18 protein-coding genes and 1 tRNA gene are annotated in these 17,247 nt (G+C 42.4%); 9 read left to right on the plus strand and 10 right to left on the minus strand.

All coding sequences use genetic code 11. The features are described 5' to 3' along the window. Positions 1 to 10 precede the first annotated feature (10 nt). The 3 genes from GSY63_RS20935 to GSY63_RS20945 are packed head-to-tail and all read right to left on the minus strand — an operon-like array spanning position 11 to position 1,588. Complete coding sequence (locus tag GSY63_RS20935) at positions 11 to 634, minus strand: AlbA family DNA-binding domain-containing protein (protein WP_166587806.1); 624 nt, start codon at positions 632 to 634, stop codon at positions 11 to 13. 17 nt (positions 635 to 651) lie between these two features. Then, complete coding sequence (locus GSY63_RS20940; protein WP_166587807.1) at positions 652 to 1,107, minus strand: GNAT family N-acetyltransferase; 456 nt, start codon at positions 1,105 to 1,107, stop codon at positions 652 to 654. Between the two features lie 4 nt (positions 1,108 to 1,111). Next, positions 1,112 to 1,588: a DUF4442 domain-containing protein gene (locus GSY63_RS20945; protein WP_166587808.1), complete on the minus strand. Its 477-nt coding sequence runs from the start codon at positions 1,586 to 1,588 to the stop codon at positions 1,112 to 1,114. A 213-nt stretch (positions 1,589 to 1,801) separates the two neighbouring features. Between GSY63_RS20945 and GSY63_RS20950 the strand changes: the two genes are divergently transcribed. Beyond that, a complete protein-coding gene (locus GSY63_RS20950) occupies positions 1,802 to 2,005 on the plus strand; it encodes a hypothetical protein (protein ID WP_166587809.1) in 204 nt (67 codons plus the stop codon). 960 nt (positions 2,006 to 2,965) lie between these two features. Here GSY63_RS20950 and GSY63_RS20960 read toward each other — a convergent pair. After that, positions 2,966 to 3,931 (minus strand): glycosyltransferase family 2 protein, encoded by a 966-nt coding sequence (locus GSY63_RS20960; RefSeq protein WP_166587811.1) that lies wholly within the window; start codon positions 3,929 to 3,931, stop codon positions 2,966 to 2,968. A gap of 56 nt (positions 3,932 to 3,987) precedes the next feature. Between GSY63_RS20960 and GSY63_RS20965 the strand changes: the two genes are divergently transcribed. The 6 genes from GSY63_RS20965 (at position 3,988) to GSY63_RS20990 (ending at position 8,411) form a co-directional block, all read left to right on the plus strand. After that, positions 3,988 to 4,146: a hypothetical protein gene (locus tag GSY63_RS20965; protein WP_166587812.1), complete on the plus strand. Its 159-nt coding sequence runs from the start codon at positions 3,988 to 3,990 to the stop codon at positions 4,144 to 4,146. Positions 4,147 to 4,218: 72 nt separating this feature from the next. Further along, positions 4,219 to 6,444, plus strand: coding sequence for a phosphoribosylformylglycinamidine synthase subunit PurL (gene purL, locus GSY63_RS20970; protein ID WP_208094628.1), 2,226 nt, complete (start codon positions 4,219 to 4,221; stop codon positions 6,442 to 6,444). Then, positions 6,444 to 6,833, plus strand: a complete 390-nt coding sequence (gloA2, locus tag GSY63_RS20975) for an SMU1112c/YaeR family gloxylase I-like metalloprotein (RefSeq protein WP_166587813.1) — start codon at positions 6,444 to 6,446, stop codon at positions 6,831 to 6,833. The genes purL and gloA2 overlap by 1 nt, the downstream gene beginning before the upstream one ends. Before the next feature lie 96 nt (positions 6,834 to 6,929). Next, positions 6,930 to 7,634: a tRNA1(Val) (adenine(37)-N6)-methyltransferase gene (locus GSY63_RS20980; RefSeq protein WP_243749293.1), complete on the plus strand. Its 705-nt coding sequence runs from the start codon at positions 6,930 to 6,932 to the stop codon at positions 7,632 to 7,634. A 2-nt stretch (positions 7,635 to 7,636) separates the two neighbouring features. Beyond that, on the plus strand, positions 7,637 to 7,915 hold the full coding sequence (locus GSY63_RS20985; protein ID WP_166587815.1) for a hypothetical protein: 279 nt from the start codon (positions 7,637 to 7,639) through the stop codon (positions 7,913 to 7,915). Position 7,916: 1 nt separating this feature from the next. Then, positions 7,917 to 8,411, plus strand: coding sequence for a metallophosphoesterase family protein (locus tag GSY63_RS20990; protein WP_166587816.1), 495 nt, complete (start codon positions 7,917 to 7,919; stop codon positions 8,409 to 8,411). A gap of 86 nt (positions 8,412 to 8,497) precedes the next feature. Here the strand turns inward: GSY63_RS20990 and rnhA are convergent, their stop codons facing one another. After that, entirely contained in the window at positions 8,498 to 8,965 is a 468-nt protein-coding gene (gene rnhA, locus GSY63_RS20995) for a ribonuclease HI (protein ID WP_166587817.1), read from the minus strand. Between the two features lie 115 nt (positions 8,966 to 9,080). On the opposite strand from rnhA, the gene GSY63_RS21000 reads away from it, so the two are divergent. Beyond that, a tRNA-His gene (locus GSY63_RS21000) sits at positions 9,081 to 9,154 on the plus strand. Between the two features lie 93 nt (positions 9,155 to 9,247). Here the strand turns inward: GSY63_RS21000 and GSY63_RS21005 are convergent. After that, positions 9,248 to 10,165 carry a hypothetical protein gene (locus GSY63_RS21005; protein ID WP_166587818.1) on the minus strand — a complete coding sequence of 306 codons (918 nt, stop codon included), beginning with the start codon at positions 10,163 to 10,165 and terminating at the stop codon, positions 9,248 to 9,250. Between the two features lie 156 nt (positions 10,166 to 10,321). Here GSY63_RS21005 and GSY63_RS21010 point away from each other — a divergent pair, with 156 nt between their 5' ends. Continuing rightward, positions 10,322 to 11,245, plus strand: a complete 924-nt coding sequence (locus tag GSY63_RS21010) for an AbiTii domain-containing protein (protein ID WP_166587819.1) — start codon at positions 10,322 to 10,324, stop codon at positions 11,243 to 11,245. 124 nt (positions 11,246 to 11,369) lie between these two features. On the opposite strand, the gene GSY63_RS21015 is transcribed toward GSY63_RS21010, so the two are convergent. From GSY63_RS21015 to GSY63_RS21030, 4 genes are all read right to left on the minus strand, one after another. Next, positions 11,370 to 13,295, minus strand: coding sequence for a beta-N-acetylhexosaminidase family protein (locus tag GSY63_RS21015; RefSeq protein ID WP_166587820.1), 1,926 nt, complete (start codon positions 13,293 to 13,295; stop codon positions 11,370 to 11,372). Positions 13,296 to 13,614: 319 nt separating this feature from the next. Then, positions 13,615 to 14,688 carry an NHL repeat-containing protein gene (locus GSY63_RS21020; RefSeq protein WP_166587821.1) on the minus strand — a complete coding sequence of 358 codons (1,074 nt, stop codon included), beginning with the start codon at positions 14,686 to 14,688 and terminating at the stop codon, positions 13,615 to 13,617. Positions 14,689 to 14,987: 299 nt separating this feature from the next. Then, complete coding sequence (locus tag GSY63_RS21025) at positions 14,988 to 16,163, minus strand: polysaccharide lyase 6 family protein (protein WP_208094629.1); 1,176 nt, start codon at positions 16,161 to 16,163, stop codon at positions 14,988 to 14,990. Between the two features lie 219 nt (positions 16,164 to 16,382). Continuing rightward, positions 16,383 to 17,219 carry a hypothetical protein gene (locus tag GSY63_RS21030; RefSeq protein WP_166587823.1) on the minus strand — a complete coding sequence of 279 codons (837 nt, stop codon included), beginning with the start codon at positions 17,217 to 17,219 and terminating at the stop codon, positions 16,383 to 16,385. Positions 17,220 to 17,247: the final 28 nt, after the last annotated feature.

Genomic DNA, 17,247 nt, shown 5'->3' on the forward strand with positions numbered 1-17,247 from the left:
GTTTTGAATATCAGCTTGCTGTGTAAAACTCTTCTTTTTCGGTGGTGTGTACGCGTACAACGCCAGATAATACCAGATCAACCATAATACGCTGTGCACGCCTGCGGCTGAGGTTTAGCAGGTTGCAATATTCTTTAACGGTAATGCGGTCATGAGCGGCCAAGTATTCTAGCAGGGCTTTTTCTTTTGATGAATATTCTATCAGTACACCATTATCATCGTTAGATCGTTTAAGTACATCAACAACAATTTTACTGGCCAGCACGCTTTTATCTTTTACCCGCACGTAAACCCACCATCGGCCATCATCGCCCAACGCGTAATGGGGTTTGGTGTCACTTTCGGGGATGGTTACAATCAGTACCAGTTTATCGTCTACATAGTATTCTTCAAATGTTGGCTCTAAGGCTGGTTTGGCAAAAAAGTGGGCAGCCTTGGTAATCATATAGCGCTCCTCGTCATCGGCTTTTACACCTTTAATAGTGCCATCGTCCAGTATGCCTATTAGCAGCCTTCCGCCTTTATTATTAGCGAAAGACACCATGGTTTTGGCAATCTTCTCGCAGCTGGTAATTGTTTTTTTAAAGTCTTGTGTAACGGTCTCGCCCTCCAAGATCATCCTCTTGATGTTCATTCTGCTCCCTCAAAAATCTATTTAACAATGTAAGGCGTTTTAATTTCCATCCACACTTCGGGTTCGGCAAAAGGCACAAAGCCAAATTGAGCATACAGGCCATGTGCATCTTTAGTTGCCAGGCTCCATCTTCTTAAATTCTGCAGATCAGGGTGTGTTCTGATGGTGTTAATCAGCCACTTGCCTAAACCATGTCCACGATGTTCGGCGCGGATAAAAACATCGCATATGTAAGCAAATGTGGCGTTGTCTGTAATTACTCGCGCAAAGCCTACCATAGCCTGATCTTTATAGATGCCGAAGCTCATCGAATTGTTAACCGCGCGAACAAAAATATCTTTAGGCATACCTTTTGCCCAATACGAGTCATTGATTAACAGCTTATAAGCTAAGTTTATATCAAATAAAACTTTATCTGTTGATATGCTGTAGCCTAGGCTTAGGCAGTTGTTAATAAGCTCTTCGGATATCATAAAATCAAGTTGTTTTATCGGCAAGGTTAACGTTACGAATATAAACTTCGTTACTTACTATTACGCATACTTCGCCTGCTTTATTGCAAATATCTATGTCAAAAACACGGGTATATTTTTCGCCGGCTTTTATAATGCGTTCTGCTTCGGCAATATCTTCATCGGTAAGGCGGGCTTCAAAGTGGAGGTCTGTATCGCCGGGTTTTATAAATTGTATCCGTGCCGACTTGCTCCACACAATTAACTTGTGCCCCCGGTTAATCAGTACCTGATGCATCATAATGGGATGAAACGGGTCGGCTGCGCAGAATAGGGTTCCACCAAAGATGGCGTTATTGTAATTTTTATTGAGAATGCTTTTGTTGATCTTAACCTTAACGCTTTTAAAGTCGGCCGCTATGTTAACCACCCATATACGCTGAAATAACAGGGGAGGATAAAAACGTAGTCCCCATTTTAGTAAAGAAGCCGATATAGCCATAAGCCGAATATCAGCATTAAGTGTTATTGTTGAAATAGTACGGTGAATTATTTGGATAAACTTGATAGCCTTTTAACAGAAGTTTGACGGAGGTTAGGAACTAACATCTGTGAAAATATGTGCATTTGTAACTATCAATTAAAAAGCAGAAACATTTAATTAATAGTGGCGTTATCTCTATGCATTTGAAGATTCACATCATAAACAATAACTATGAAAAAGCACATTTTAAAATTTGCCATAGCGGCAATATTTGCCGGCAGCATAGCTGCGGGTTGCAGCTCTGAGAAAGCTGCCAGCAGTAGTTCGGACAGTACTAAAATGGATTCGACCAAGATGTCGACACCGGCAGCTACCGATACCACCATGAAAACCGATACAGTTAAAAAGGATACGACAAAAACTCCAGGCAATTAATTTGTAACGAGCGGAACGAAAGAAGCTCCAATCCCCTTGAGGGTTGGAGCTTTTCTTTTGCGTGTAATTCGCGTACTATCTATGGTTGTGAAATAACCGTTAATGTATCCGACATAATACAATTTAAAACTAACTACGGTAGGGTAGTTGCTCTAAAGCTGATATGAAAAATCCCGACTATAGAACTTACATCTTTCTGGCTGTTTTGCTTTTGGCAATGTTCATTGGATGGAAAACCTGTGGCAATTATCACACTAGTCAGCATCCCAACAAAGTGCCCGTTAAGGCCGGATCGATTGATAAACCTGATAATAAATGATGTTAACTTGTAATTAATTAATATTGTTTATCAAGTGTTTATATTGATTAATTTACGTAATTATTTATATAAATTAAAACTTCAGCCAAAACTTTCAACTGAACCAGGTTTGTCATTCAGAGCGTAGTGAAGAATCTTCTACGCTGACTTTTCGCCAACGTGAAAGGTTTTTCAACAGGCTGTTGATCGCAAAAGAAAGCACCCCTAAATTAAAGTGGTGACAGTTGGTGTTACGATAAATCCCCTCTTTAGAGTAATAGCCCATGATGAGACAAAGCTTGTTATAAAAGTGCATGGTGGTGTGTGATTCCCTCCCTTGGGAGGGTGTAGGAAGGGGTTCCGCACTTGAATTACGACGAGACCCCTCCCTGCCACAGCACAACCCGACGCTCCCCTCCCAAGGGAGGGAATTTAACAATTCTGTTTAATCATGAGCTACTATTCTCGGGAGGGGAAGCAGAACAAATGTTATTTGCAATAACTTTCATGAGGTGTGTTCATTACATATAATTTATCAATCGGGGGCATTCAGTCAATTCTTAAATTCATTAAATTCCGGTTCAGATAAAAGCTATCAAACAAAAACGTCCGGCATAAACTCAATTATGCCGGACGTTTTGAATAGCTATAAAAGGATAAACTTAAGCGCTTATAATAGCAGGTTTAATAACCTTGCCACCCGAGTATATTTTACGTACCTGATAAGTCTTTTTGTTTTGTGATTCGAAGTAAGTACGCACGTTGATCTCGGCTAGGATACCCAGCGTAATCAATTGTACCCCACCTAATAATAATATTAAGCCTAGTATCAGAAGTGGTTTCCCCCAGATGTCGTGGCCCATTATTTTAAGAACCAGCAGATAAGCATTGATCAGCACACCGAAGAAAAACAGCGTGAAGCCAATGCTGCCAAACAAATGCATCGGTTTTTGAATGTACTTGCGGAAGAATACCATCAGGATTAAATCGCTGATTACTTTAAAGGTGCGGTTAATACCATATTTAGATTTACCGTGGATGCGTGCATGGTGTGCAACATCAACCTGGGTAATGCGCGCACCTTGTTGCTTGGCCAATACAGGGATAAAACGGTGTAATTCGCCATACAAGCCTAAGTTTTGCGCAATTTCTGAGCGGAAGATTTTTAGTGTGCAGCCATAGTCTTTGATGTAAACACCTGTAAGTTTACGGATCATTGCGTTGGCAATCTTACTCGGTATTTTACGCAGAAACATACCATCCTGGCGGTTTTTGCGGTTGCCGGCTACTACGTCCCAGTCTTCGTCCTTAAGCTTTTGCAACATGGAAGGGATGTCTTTCGGATCGTTTTGCAAGTCGCCATCAAGTAAGGCAATGTATTCGCCTTCGGCGTGGTCGATACCGGCGGTCATCGCAGTGCTTTGACCATAGTTTTTACGCAGTTCAACCAATTTAACGCGTGGGTTACCGTTTCTGATAATCTCCTGCTGCGTGCCATCTTCAGAGCCGTCATCAACAAAAACAACCTCATAATCAATATCAGCCAGGGCTGAACTGATCTCGGCAATAAGCGGATTTATATTTTCTTTCTCGTTTAATACCGTAATTACTACTGAAAGTTCGGGCATGTGGAAATTGTATTATTTGGGTTGCAAAGATAAGATTTTTAAATTTTGAAAGCAGAATGTTTGATTTTGGCAAGCTTGCCTTAAACCCGGTGATTACCCTGCTCAAATTTGCAATGTTGCCATCCGTAGCTTTCCCGGTATTTGAGGGTGGGGCGGAGGCCTATTTTTACCCGATTCCCGACACTCGAGTTCCGTTTCTGTTCCCGGTAAACTAATTATTAAAAATCTTCAAGCCATTCCAGTCATTTTACTAATTTTGCGAATCCTTTCATATAACACTTACAACATTGGAGCAACAGGAATTAACTACCGTTGAAACCGCCAAAGATTTAGGCTTATTACCCCAGGAGTATGACCGCATCATTGAAATTTTAGGTCGCGTACCAAATTTTACCGAGCTGTCTATATTTTCTGTAATGTGGAGCGAACACTGCTCTTATAAAAACTCAATCACCTGGTTAAAAACGCTGCCTAAAGATGGCCCGCGTATGTTAGCTAAAGCCGGCGAAGAAAACGCTGGTTTGGTTGACTTGGGCGATGGCATTGGTTGCGCATTTAAGATCGAATCGCATAACCACCCGTCGGCATTAGAGCCTTACCAAGGCGCTGCTACAGGCGTAGGTGGTATTAATCGCGATATTTTTACCATGGGTGCACGCCCAATAGCGCAACTTAACTCGTTACGTTTTGGCGATTTGGCACTTGACCGTACCAAATGGTTGGTTAAAGGTGTGGTAAAAGGTATCAGCCACTATGGTAATGCTTTCGGTATTCCAACTGTTGGGGGTGAACTGTTCTTCGACGAAAGTTTTAACGTAAATCCACTGGTTAACGCCATGTCGGCCGGTATAGTTAAAGCTGGCGAAACCGTTTCTGCTACATCTTATGGTGTAGGCAACCCGGTTTACATTGTTGGTTCTGCCACTGGTAAAGATGGTATCCACGGTGCGGCATTTGCGTCGAAAGACATCACAGAAGATTCTGTTAACGATTTACCTGCCGTACAGGTGGGCGACCCATTCCAGGAAAAACTATTACTGGAAGCAACTTTAGAAGTAATTAAAACCGGTGCCGTTATTGGTATGCAGGATATGGGTGCAGCAGGTATTATCTGCTCTAACTCAGAAATGTCGGCCAAGGGCGAGCACGGGATGAAAATATGGTTGGATAAAGTGCCAACCCGCCAGGAGAACATGAAACCTTTCGAGATCCTGCTTTCAGAATCACAAGAGCGTATGCTTATTGTGGTAGAAAAAGGCAAGGAAGCTTTAGTACAGGCGGTGTTTGATAAATGGGATCTTAACTGCGCCATTATTGGCGAGGTTACGGATACCAAACGTTTAGAGTATTATGTAAACGGCGAATTGGTTGCCGATGTACCTGCCGATGATTTAGTATTAGGTGGCGGCGCGCCGGTTTACCAACGCGAATACCGCGAGCCAGCTTACTTTGCAGAATATCAGAAATTTGATATTAACGATGTAGCTGAGCCAGAAAACCTGAAAGATGTTGCGGAACATTTAATTGCCCATCCAAACATTGCGTCTAAACGCTGGGTAACTGATCAGTACGATTCTATGGTAGGTACTGCTACCATGACCACTAATCGCCCAAGCGACGCTGCGGTTGTGGCCGTAAAAGGCACTAACAAAGCAATCGCATTAACTACCGACTGTAATTCGCGTTACGTAAACGCCGATCCGCAAAAAGGGACTGCAATTGCTGTAGCTGAGGCTGCCCGCAACATCACTTGTTCTGGTGGCGAGCCTGTTGCAATTACCAACTGCTTAAACTTTGGTAACCCTTATATTCCTGAAGTTTACTGGCAATTTGTGAGTGCTATTAAAGGTATGTCTGAAGCTTGTACCAAATTCGAAACCCCGGTAACCGGCGGTAATGTGAGCTTCTACAACCAGTCGTCAGACGAAGGCCCGGTTTTCCCTACGCCAACTATCGGTATGTTGGGAGTACTGGATGATATCGACAACATTATGACTGCTGATTTTAAACAGCCTGATGACCTGATCTACCTGATCGGCGAATCTGTAAATGATATCGCGTCGTCTCAATACCTGGCATCATATCATAAAATAAAAGAATCTCCTGCTCCATATTTCGATCTGGAAAAAGAGTACGCCATGCACCAGGTTGTAAAACAACTGATCCAACACAAAGTGATCCAATCAGCTCACGACGTTGCTGATGGTGGTTTATATATTAACCTGTTGGAATCTGCCATGCCTAATGGCCTTGGTTTCAATATCGAGTCGGACAGTGAGATTCGCAAGGACGCTTTCTTGTTTGGCGAGGCACAGGGTAGGGTAGTGGTAAGCGTTGCACCGGCAGATGAAGAACGTTTTGTGGAAATGATGGCAACGTCAGAAACACCGTTCAGCCTGTTAGGTACAGTATCTCACCAGGGTAACTTGTTTGTTGACGACGAATTGTTCGGTAATATCACAGATATTAAACTGGTTTACGATAACGTATTACATGTTTCACTAGGCGCATAATGCTGAAAATTAACCGGGTACACCACGTAGCTATTATCTGTTCGGACTATGCAAAGTCAAAACAGTTTTACACGGAGGTGCTTGGTTTAAAAGCTGTACGCGAAGTATTCCGCAAGGAAAGAAATTCATATAAGCTTGATCTGGAAGTGGGCAACCTCTACCAGATCGAGCTTTTTTCGTTTCCAAACCCGCCCGCCCGACCATCGCGCCCGGAAGCCGCAGGTTTGCGACATCTTGCTTTCGAGGTAGATAATATAGATGAAGCCGTAGCCGCGGTGAATGCTCACGGGGTAGTAACTGAACCCATCCGGATAGATGAGTTCACCGGTAAAAGATTTACTTTCTTCGCCGATCCGGACGATTTGCCAATAGAATTTTACGAGGTATAAAACCTCTCCCAAACCCTCCCCAAAGGAGAGGGCATCTTTTAATTCCCCTCTTGAGAGAGGTTAGGGGTGTGTTCCTCAAAGCGATAAACCATGTCCATGTTCCAATTTAAACAATTTGCTGTAGATCAATCTGGCTGTGCTATGAAGATCAATACGGATGGCGTATTGCTTGCTGCACTGCTACAAGGGGATAACCCTCAGCGAATACTAGATATTGGCACAGGTACCGGCGTTATTGCCCTAATGCTTGCACAACGTTTTAATGAGGCTACAGTCGATGCTGTAGAAATAGATGAATCTGCTGCAGCAACTGCCAAACGCAATTTTAAAGCATCCAAATTTGCAGAGCGGCTAAATAGCTATCACACTGGATTCGAAGATTATTTAGCACAACACAGCGCCAGGCAATACGATCTGGTAGTAAGTAACCCACCTTTCTATATCCATTCCCTTAAATCGCCGGAGGCACAGCGTGAGCTCGCCAAGCATACCGATAAGCACTTTTTTGATAATTTGTTAAACAGTACTTCTAAATGTTTAACAGACGGAGGTTCTTTATGGCTGGTGTTGCCCATGAATACGGCCGAACTTGTGCAGGAGATGGCCGTTAAGTACAAGCTTTCCATACATACGCAGGTTAGTATTGCCTCATATCCCAATTCGGATCCGCACCGGCAAATAATTGCGCTTTCAAAATTTCAGTATCCAATAAAAATCAGCAACTTTATCATCTACGATTCGCCAAAGAAATACACGGATCAGTATAGTATAACCCTAAAAGATTTTTTTACTATTTTTTGATTATGAAAGCACTTTCCATTTTGATGATTGCCTTGCTGTTTGTTTATTTAGGCATGGGTTCAAATGCTGTTTACAACATCTATAAGCTGTATTACAACAACGATCTCATTCCACAGAAAGTAACCAATCACATTATGCTGCCTTATCTGTTGTTTGATGTGTTTTGCTTGGCGCTGATCGTTTTCGCCATCATCAAATTTGCAAAACAGAAATACCAGATTAGCCTGTACTATTCTTGCACAGCCCTCGTTGGCGGTGTAATTTTCTTCGCTTTGATGTAATATGACTCGTATTGGCCTGATATCAGACACGCACAGCTACCTGGACGATGCCGTGTTTAAGCATTTTGAAGACCGGGATGAGATTTGGCACGCAGGCGATTTCGGCACACTCGAACTTGCTGACCAGTTAGCCGCTTTTAAACCTTTAAAAGGTGTATATGGTAATATCGACGGTAAAGACGTGCGTTTGGTTTACCCGGAGCACCTTCGTTTTAAATGCGAAGACGTTGATGTATGGATGACACACATCGGCGGCTATCCCGATAGATACAGCGCTAACGTAAAGCCCGAAATTTATACTAATCCGCCACAATTATTTATTACCGGGCACTCACACATTCTTAAAGTGATCTATGATAAAAAGATTAGCTGCCTGCATATTAACCCCGGCGCCGCCGGAAAACAAGGCTGGCACAAAGTGCGTACCCTCATAAAGTTTGATATTAACGGCAATAAGATCGAAAATCTGAATATTGTCGAACTAAGCGGACGATAAGCCGGTCGAGTCGTGAATCAAGAATCGAGAATCAAGACTTTTGGCAATCTTGATTCCTGATTCTCGATTCCTGATTCCATCGTACGCTACGCCAATCCTCTTGCGTTTTCTGCTTCAAAAACGGTATCAATAAGCAATTCCCGCTGTTTAGATGCTGCTACGGCCAATTGATCGCAACGCTCGTTTTCGGGGTGGCCGTTGTGGCCGCGTACCCATACAAAGCGAATTTTGTGTAGTTTGCTTATTTCGAGATAGCGCATCCATAGGTCTTTATTTTTTTTACCAGCAAAGCCCTTTTTAACCCAGCCATATACCCAGCGTTTTTCGATAGCGTCTATAACATATTTGGAGTCGGAGCATATCACTACATCCTGGTTAGGGGTTTTAAGAGCCTCTAAGCCCTTAATTACTGCCAGTAGTTCCATGCGGTTATTAGTGGTTTTGCGGAAGCCCTCCGACAGTTCTTTATAGTGTTTACCGGCACGCAGTACCACACCATACCCACCCGGACCCGGATTGCCGCTCGATGCACCGTCTGTAAAAATTTCGATCATAGTATTTGAGGGTGCAATTATAATAATTTACTATCAGGCTAACAGTAAGTTATAATTTTTTTAAAAAATGGTTTGCAAACAGCCCGGATTTTTCTACTTTTGCACTCACCAAACGGTAGATGTAGCTCAGTTGGTTAGAGCATCGGTTTGTGGTACCGAGGGTCGTGGGTTCGAGCCCCATCATTTACCCTTAAAGGGGCAAAGATTTTTAAGAGTCTTTTGCCCCCTTTTTTTTGCTTTAATTTTCCGTTAGCATATTTCAAACGTGGAACTTTTCAAAATTCACGGCTTATCAAAATCACTTTTAATATTTACAATCTCTTGATCAGCTATGGTTGAAAATGTAATATGCTGTTTACGTCGTTCGTCTAAGTAACTTATTTGTAAGCATAAGCCATTAAGTGCTCTAGGTATTTTCGGATAGAGAATTTCGTCCGCCTCAACATGAGTACTTTCTATATGGCATTCATATTCTGCGTTTAACGGTAAATTTCCTCCCGGCTGCAAATTGTTTATTTTATCGGGTTGTTCTAATTTGCTAAACTGCTGTTGTGAGATAAAATCTAGTTTAATATTATAAGCCGGGTAAGTAGAATTATTATGTATGATAAGTAGATATTTCCAATCCAAACACCAATGTATAATTGGCTTAATGGCGAAACCTATATTATAAAAAGGTCGCCCAGTCTCGTCTATTTCTAAAGAGTTCTTGGCACTATAACCGTTGTTAGATCGTCCTTTACGATGATATCGTAAATCCGCTTCAAGATAAGGGCCAAGGTTAGATATCTCGGCATCGTTTCCCATTTTATCCGCATAAGCCATTTTCTTAAATTCCGCCGCGATAGAACTATGGTCGCCTGTATTAATCACATTGTTATGACCATTATTGTGGATATTGACGATTGTTGGCGTATTTGTATAAGTCTGTTGTTTTTTAAAATTTGCCATAAAACCACCGTTCTCTAAAAACAACTCAGTAGAGGGTTCGAGATGAATAATAAGCGGAAGATGCCGATCTATAGTTTCTCCAACTCGGGTTATAAATCCTTTTTTCACAAGCACGTCTAGTAAGGCGCTAGCTTTCCTATCACTAGGTTCAATGGTCAATATCTTATCGGCATCCAAGTGATCATTATTGCCAAACATGTTTAATATTTGGTCAAGCTGCTGGCACTGATTTTCGCTTAAATCATTCATATAGTTATCTGCTATTATTAGGTAAATATAAATTATAATAACCGGTTTTAGTTTGTGGAAAACAGCCTCGAGGAAAGTTGAGCTTGTTAGTTTAATAGTTTAATTTTGTATAACTATAAAATGGAATAAATACCAAATCCTTAACCATTATCATTAATGCAGCTAATTGAAATTATAACAAATGAGTTGACAGACGTTGATTTGTCGCTAACATCTCCTCTTTTGAAAACAAAGTTGCTTGCAAGCAGGATCGGTAATCAAGAATTATTAGCGTGGGTTAGTAATGAACTAAATGGCTACAAAAAGCAATCTGATCTTCCAGACTATCGTAAAACAACGGGTGAAATTGTAGGTGATTATATAAATGGCACAAACATAATCAATAATCATGTTTTGCCTATTCCGTCATTTGACAGTTCTTTTGATGATCAAATACGTGCTTTTGAGTTATTCGATGGTATTGAACCATTAGAACAGATGGCGACGCTGTACACTGATAGCTTACTAAAACCGTTTACCCAAGGGCAAGTGACGATATTTCAAAATTTGTTGATTAAGCACGTCAATACCTTTGGAAATTTTTCCTTGATGAGCGCAGGCGTCAGAGTACCAGCAGGTGCGCTTAAAAGGGTTTTAAATGCAGTGAGGAATCAACTACTTGATTTCATGATTGCACTTGAAACAGAATTTGGATTAGAAGTTAAGATTGAAACATTGCAATCTAATAAACAAAAAATAACCACTATTATGAATACCACAATTAATACTAACGGTGATGGGAACTTGGTTAATACCGGAACAGGCGCTAATATTACTTTTTCTGCTACAATTAATAAAGGAAATCAAGAGGCGTTGAAAAAAGCTTTATTAGAAAATGAAGTACATGTATCCGACGCTGAAGATTTGTTGGCCGTTATAGATACGGAGAGCCCTCTTTCTTCTACTGAATTTGGACCCAAGGTAACTCAGTGGGTTTACAAAATGATTGGAAAGGCCATGGACAATAGCTGGAAAATTGGCGTTAGCGCAGCTGGAGGTGTTTTAGGAAAATTGATTTGTCATTATTACGGCCTGCAATAAGTTTGAAGCTGAGTACTGACAATTACCAATTAAATACTTTGAGCACTGGTTAGTCTTAAAGCGCTATTAAATAATTAAGCCCCGTCCGTTCGGACGAGGCTTTAATAACAGATGCTTTTACTTATTAAAAAGCTATCAGTTTCGGCCCGTCGGATATGAAATCATCCAATACACCGTCGGCAATCTTTATCGGTCCGTTGAAACGCGTCGCTCCGGGGATGCTTTGTATCGCAGCAGCTTCTAATGCTATCTTTTTAGCATTTTCAAAATAACGCCCGGCTGCAGCGCTTCTCTGGTCGGCGGCATTAAGTCCGGCTGCTGTTAATTGCAATGCTCTGCCCCATAGCTGCATGGCATCAAGCCAGGGGCGGGCTTCCTGGGCAAAGGCAGGGTCTACTGTGCCAGAGCGGATAATATCCGGTGCGCTGGTAAATTCAACAGCGTATTCCGTCAAATCAACAATAGCGCGATGCCTTGCTACATTGTCTCCGTTTGCAATTGCTTCACGTACGGCATCAAGTTTAGCCTTCATTATTGGAGCTTGCGGTTGCCAAGGCTGACTGCCGAACGTTGGTGCCATATGCTGAGTATCAAAGAAGGTTAGCAGTGCGGCCATTGTACGCTCATCACCACCTGCCAGTTCATATGCGGCAGCATGCCAGGTTCGCTCTGCGTCGTAATCCTTGTCGTTCCAACCAAAGGCAGCCACACCTGTAACAGCAGGGCGACTAGCTGCTTCCTGATTCATTGGATTGGACAGGATACCCGTAAGTTCTGCCGATAACCCGGCTTCGCGCCGGGTATAGGGGGCAAGTAATAACCGGCCTGTAGTTTGTCCATAGTCATTAACCGGGTAATTATCCCAAAGCAATGTTTTCCGTCCAAATGCTTTTGTTGCCGCCTGTGCATCCCTTATGGCAATAGAAGGGGGCACCACATCGGTACCAGTCCATTGTACAACTATTTTCGGGTCGAGATTTTTGCGTAGCGCTGCTTTATAAGGGCTCTCTTTCGCATCGTAATATTCAGTAGGCACCATAATTAGTGGATGGCTTTCCGGATCGTGAGCACTAAGGCTTGCCTGTACGGCGTTAAGTAACTTTGCCTGTGCTACACCTGCCGCTTCTGCGCTGGGCGGGCCAAAGCTTTGTTTGTCTATATCGCAATTCCATTTGGTGTATTCGATGTCGTCGAGTGCTACATAAAAGTTATGCACCCCTATAGCGCGTAGCGCATCAAATTTATGCTCGAGCGTCTGAAGATCCGTAGGGTCAGAAAAACAGATTGATGGCCCCGGCGAAATGGCATACACAAAATTGATATGGTTGCGCCGGGCTGTTGCAACTAACTTCTCAAGTTCTGCTAAAGTAGCTTTTGGATAAGCCTCCCGCCAGCGATCGCGGGCATAAGGGTCGTCTTTGGGGCTGTATATATAGGTGTTAGCCTTAACACTGGCCAGAAAGTTGAGATGCTTAGTCCTGTTCTCCATTGACCATGGAGCACCGTAAAAGCCTTCAATAGTTCCGCGGATAGGCATGGCAGGATGGTCTTTAATCACGAGTGCCGGAATCGAGGTGCGACGCGCTAACTGACGGAAAGTTTGTGCTGCATGAAACAAGCCATCTGCATCGTACCCGGCAATAGTGACGAGCGCACCGCTGCCTGTTGTTAAACCGGCAATAGTATAACCTTCGGCATGGCTATCCAGCTCGGTATTGGTTCGCGCAAGCGCATCACGAATTATCCCGGTGTTTCCTGTGCCGATAATTAGGTAAGTACGGTCCACCGCGGCAGGCAAGCGTTGCGCTGTTGTAATTGTTTCTACGCCAACCGATTTAAGGATACCACGTATCAGCGTTGCGGTCTCGGAATCAGTACCCGCCGACTGAATCAATACAACCGACTTGCCCAAAATGATAGAACCTTGTCCAAGCTGGGTGGATACCGGGGTAGGAAATATCATTGGTAAAGTTGCCGGTGGAGCCATTTGGGCAAAAGAAGTGTTGGCACCGAGCGCAAGCAGGGTTAAACAAGTAAATAACTTATTCATGGATTTTTCAAGATTAGAAGATAAAAAGCAGAAATATAAAGATGATATACCGGTGTCTCGGTTTAAAACCGCTATAATAAGATTTTTTACTAACGTGGGCGGGATTTTTTTGATTTATAAGGGATAAGGCCTTCTTTAGGTTTCGAAAGCCCGGGGCCTGATTATATGGAAGGGGAAATAAAAGACGAGCCATGCGAATAGCTTAATTGGGTTTAATTTCAATGCCTTGGAGGATGCACAGAATTAAACCCCAAAGACCTTCATAAACATGAGCGTTTTTTGAGGGGGAACTGGTAAATATTTAAAGCCCTTTCGGACCTTACAGTAACAGAAGTTTCCTCACTGTCGAGTATCCATCGGTAAAATAAATGGTAGATTCATCTTTAGAAAGCGCCATTTTAAACGCGTATACGTCAGCTTTTGGGCCAACTCCATCGCTGCCGTGTAAGTCGGTATGCGGCCCAACAAGATAGCGGACAGTTCCGTTGATGATAGATTTAATAGCCCCATTGTCGGCAATGTACAGCGTTTTTCCATCTTTGTTAGCTATGATATCCGAAACCTGCGTAAACTTTTGATTTGGGAATAAATCCTGGAAAACGCCCGAAGGGGTCAGTTTGCATATTTTTTCGGAATGCAAAACGATGTACTTCACCGCGTTATAACCGCAAAATAAACTGGTAACATCGTGCACGTCATCAAAACCGCTAGGACGAGGTACGTAGTAGGTATCCTTACCATAAGTACCTGCCGCATCTGGTTGAAATTTTTCGATAAATGCCTGTTGAAAATTTTCGCCATTTGGATAAGTATTTCTTATCCCCCCGGTAAACAAATAGCTGTTATATGGATCTTTTGCCAAAGCGTAGTAAGTATATTCTGTATTATGGCGGGGTGGTGTAAACGACGTTGTAGCGCCGTTAGCTACTATCCAAAACCTGCTACGCTGGTTCTGATATTCATATTCTGCAGCGGTGATATTTATGGTGCCATTTTGTTGCACCCTGATGTTATTGGGTTGAAATAAGGTTTCTCCAAGGCTGTTTGGTGGAATGTTAACCGTGGATACGATATTGGGTAGGGTTATTTTTCGGATTTTACTATTATAGGTGTCTGCCAGGTAAATTGATCCATCGTCTGCTAGGTCGATGCCCGCAACTCCCAAAAATCTTGCTTGATCGCCGGCAGCGTCTACGTATCCTTCTATGTTGTATTTGCCTGCTATTGTTACAACGGTTAAAGGCAAATGTCCGTCCGCGGCATTTGTTGCAACTTGAAGTTCGCCTTGTTTTGCGTTAGTCGGTTGTACGCTATTGCTGAGCTCGTCCTTTTTACATGAAGACAATGACAACACTACACTAATGATGATTAATTTGTAGATATTGATTTTCATAAAAAATTGTGTTGGTTTATAGGATGTTATATGTCGCAGGATTTACAAATCTAAAATGGTCTATAACAACCACAGTGTTTAATACTACACATTTTGGTAATCAAAGTGCTCATCTCTTTTACACGCTTTGAATGCACTCAAGGCCGTCATTAACTTCACCAACACTGCGGTAACTTTGTTGCTAACATCTGGTCGATAGTATTGATGTTAAACCGTTCAAACCCCGCTTAGCGCAGATTTATTTATGGCAATATAAACCGCGATGTCTATTTTATTAAATAGCTTGCAGAGTTTAAGTGTTACTGTTCGTTATGCACAACAGAATTCTTGGTATCTATAATAACATTATCTACTAGTGTAATATTAAAAGGTGCAACATCCTGCACGGTACGAGAAGGGTACTTATTGGTATCGAATTTTCCGGTCCAGTCGGCATTCTTGCTATCGCCGATAAGGATGCCTGTATCGGTCTTACTGATGCGGTTGTTTTCTATGAGGCAATCGCTTGCGGCGATATAAAAGCCAATTTCCGTTTTGCCTTTAGCCATTCCATACATCAGCCTAATGCCTGTTGGCAAGTCTTCGAGTACGTTGTTGGTTATGGTGTGGTGGGTACCATTGATGCGGATGCCGCCCGTACCACCTTTAAAGGTATTGCTATCAATGAGGCAATCATGGCCGCCGCGCATCACTAACTCACCCTCGCAATCTTCGAAATAGTTATGAATGTAGTTGTTACCCGAGCTTTTATTGCTGATCACCTCGGGCTCGCCATTACAGTGGATAAAACGGTTGTCTCTGACCGTGGTGTAGGCATATCGGGTACCCAAAAGTACCGGGTCCTGACCAATCTGCACACATTCGCCGCCATTGAAAACTTTCCAGTTCACTTTATCTTTGTCTCTAAATACATTGTGATCAATCAACGAATAGGTGGGAATTTCATCTTTCGTAATTTTTACCTGTACTTCCTGATTGTCGATATTGCTTGTAAAGTTACAGTGGTCTATGCGGTTGTGTTCGCCTTTGCCAGATAGTACCACAATGGGCATAAACTGATCTTTCGCAAGGTTTTTGGCAAAGGTACAGTCTGTAACCCTGCAGTATTTAGAGTTCTTCAATTCTATCAGAAAGCCTCCGTTAGCTTTAAACACATTACACCCAGTAAAAGTTAGGCCGGTGAGCTCTGTATAACTACCAGTAAGTTGAAACACCGGCTTGTTTACGTCACCGGAGAAGATAACTTGTCCCGGCGATTCCGCCCTAATGATAATAGGCTTTTCCGCAGTGCCGCTGGTATTTATAACTACCTGCCAATTTGTATAGTTGCCGTTAGCAATAACCATTTCATCGCCTGCCACGGCTATAGTGGCCGCTTTTTGTAATTCATCGGGGCTGGATACCTTGTATCTTTTCCCGGCCATACTGGTTAAAGTACATAATAAGCCACATAACAATATTATAAAATACTTCATTTTCGATAGTGGTATAATTGGTTTTTAGATGCCCCGTGGACCGACGGCAAATTACTTAATAACAGTCTTATAGGGTAAGAGAGAGAGCTATTTATCTGCGATAACGTATTCATAAAGCTAACCGGAAGTAATTTGTTGACCAAGTGTTGATCAGTTGCATAGAGGTACTAATGGTTTATTTCCATTCCTTAGCCCTTAATTTTTGCTTATCCGGAAACGTTAATCTCTCGTTCTTAACATGCGTAGTAAGCGCACACCTATTAGATAAGGCATAATAAAAGGTATCGCAGGTATAGCAGCCAGAAATCCTACGATAGAAAATGGAGCAGGCCAGGAAGGGGGGAATGATACAAATAAAACACCCATTGCTGATAAAATTATATACCAGCGGCTGCCGGCAGTATTCAGTAAGCCGGCCTTTTTTAGCGCAACGGGAAATAGAATTGTGGTAAGGTAAATGAGTGCCACTTCGACAATAGCAATTACATAAAAAAGCATTTCAACCGGTGAATACCAATCTGGGCGTTTACCGGCAGGTAGATTTACAAATTCGCTGAAAGCCACTGGCAGGTAATATCCCCAAAAGGCCATGTTTAAAATAAATAAGGGTATTGCGATTCCTATAGTTGCGAAACCCAGAACTGAATAAGTGTGTTCTCCTAAGATCTGTAATTTAGCCTTCAATAGCGCGAACCCCAATAGCGCACTTATACCACCAATTATCAGGATGGTGTATCTTATTTGCTGCTCTGTTGCAGTTGCTACCCACCCCTTAATTGTGCCTGGCGGCCGCCCCATACCGGCAAAAACAGAAAATAGCAGCCAGGGTATAATTAGTAAAAGAGCTGTAAGTATCCATTCTTCTTTTTCAGATTGACTGATATTTGATTTAGCCAAGGCGAGTTGTCTAACCGCGAATAACATTAAGCTGGCATTTAGTATCCATATCGGGAGATAGAATATATAACTAACATGGCCAATCCCGAAGCCAACGGCAAAAACCATCGGGGGAACCAGGTAGAGATAGATGGACGATAACTTTTCTAAACGACTCATAGATAAGATTCTAGTTATATAAATGTAT

Origin of the sequence: Mucilaginibacter agri, from assembly GCF_009928685.1 — a bacterium.
In the GTDB taxonomy this organism is placed as follows: domain Bacteria; phylum Bacteroidota; class Bacteroidia; order Sphingobacteriales; family Sphingobacteriaceae; genus Mucilaginibacter; species Mucilaginibacter agri.

What these genes read in the sequence shown, in the direction of transcription:
- GSY63_RS20935 (WP_166587806.1), bottom strand. Translation starts at nt 634, where the DNA reads ATGAACATCAAGAGGATGATCTTGGAGGGCGAGACCGTTACACAAGAC.
- GSY63_RS20940 (WP_166587807.1), bottom strand. Translation starts at nt 1,107, where the DNA reads ATGATATCCGAAGAGCTTATTAACAACTGCCTAAGCCTAGGCTACAGC.
- GSY63_RS20945 (WP_166587808.1), bottom strand. Translation starts at nt 1,588, where the DNA reads ATGGCTATATCGGCTTCTTTACTAAAATGGGGACTACGTTTTTATCCT.
- GSY63_RS20950 (WP_166587809.1), top strand. Translation starts at nt 1,802, where the DNA reads ATGAAAAAGCACATTTTAAAATTTGCCATAGCGGCAATATTTGCCGGC.
- GSY63_RS20960 (WP_166587811.1), bottom strand. Translation starts at nt 3,931, where the DNA reads ATGCCCGAACTTTCAGTAGTAATTACGGTATTAAACGAGAAAGAAAAT.
- GSY63_RS20965 (WP_166587812.1), top strand. Translation starts at nt 3,988, where the DNA reads ATGTTTGATTTTGGCAAGCTTGCCTTAAACCCGGTGATTACCCTGCTC.
- gloA2 (WP_166587813.1), top strand. Translation starts at nt 6,444, where the DNA reads ATGCTGAAAATTAACCGGGTACACCACGTAGCTATTATCTGTTCGGAC.
- GSY63_RS20980 (WP_243749293.1), top strand. Translation starts at nt 6,930, where the DNA reads ATGTTCCAATTTAAACAATTTGCTGTAGATCAATCTGGCTGTGCTATG.
- GSY63_RS20985 (WP_166587815.1), top strand. Translation starts at nt 7,637, where the DNA reads ATGAAAGCACTTTCCATTTTGATGATTGCCTTGCTGTTTGTTTATTTA.
- GSY63_RS20990 (WP_166587816.1), top strand. Translation starts at nt 7,917, where the DNA reads ATGACTCGTATTGGCCTGATATCAGACACGCACAGCTACCTGGACGAT.
- rnhA (WP_166587817.1), bottom strand. Translation starts at nt 8,965, where the DNA reads ATGATCGAAATTTTTACAGACGGTGCATCGAGCGGCAATCCGGGTCCG.
- GSY63_RS21005 (WP_166587818.1), bottom strand. Translation starts at nt 10,165, where the DNA reads ATGAATGATTTAAGCGAAAATCAGTGCCAGCAGCTTGACCAAATATTA.
- GSY63_RS21010 (WP_166587819.1), top strand. Translation starts at nt 10,322, where the DNA reads ATGCAGCTAATTGAAATTATAACAAATGAGTTGACAGACGTTGATTTG.
- GSY63_RS21015 (WP_166587820.1), bottom strand. Translation starts at nt 13,295, where the DNA reads ATGAATAAGTTATTTACTTGTTTAACCCTGCTTGCGCTCGGTGCCAAC.
- GSY63_RS21020 (WP_166587821.1), bottom strand. Translation starts at nt 14,688, where the DNA reads ATGAAAATCAATATCTACAAATTAATCATCATTAGTGTAGTGTTGTCA.
- GSY63_RS21025 (WP_208094629.1), bottom strand. Translation starts at nt 16,163, where the DNA reads ATGAAGTATTTTATAATATTGTTATGTGGCTTATTATGTACTTTAACC.
- GSY63_RS21030 (WP_166587823.1), bottom strand. Translation starts at nt 17,219, where the DNA reads ATGAGTCGTTTAGAAAAGTTATCGTCCATCTATCTCTACCTGGTTCCC.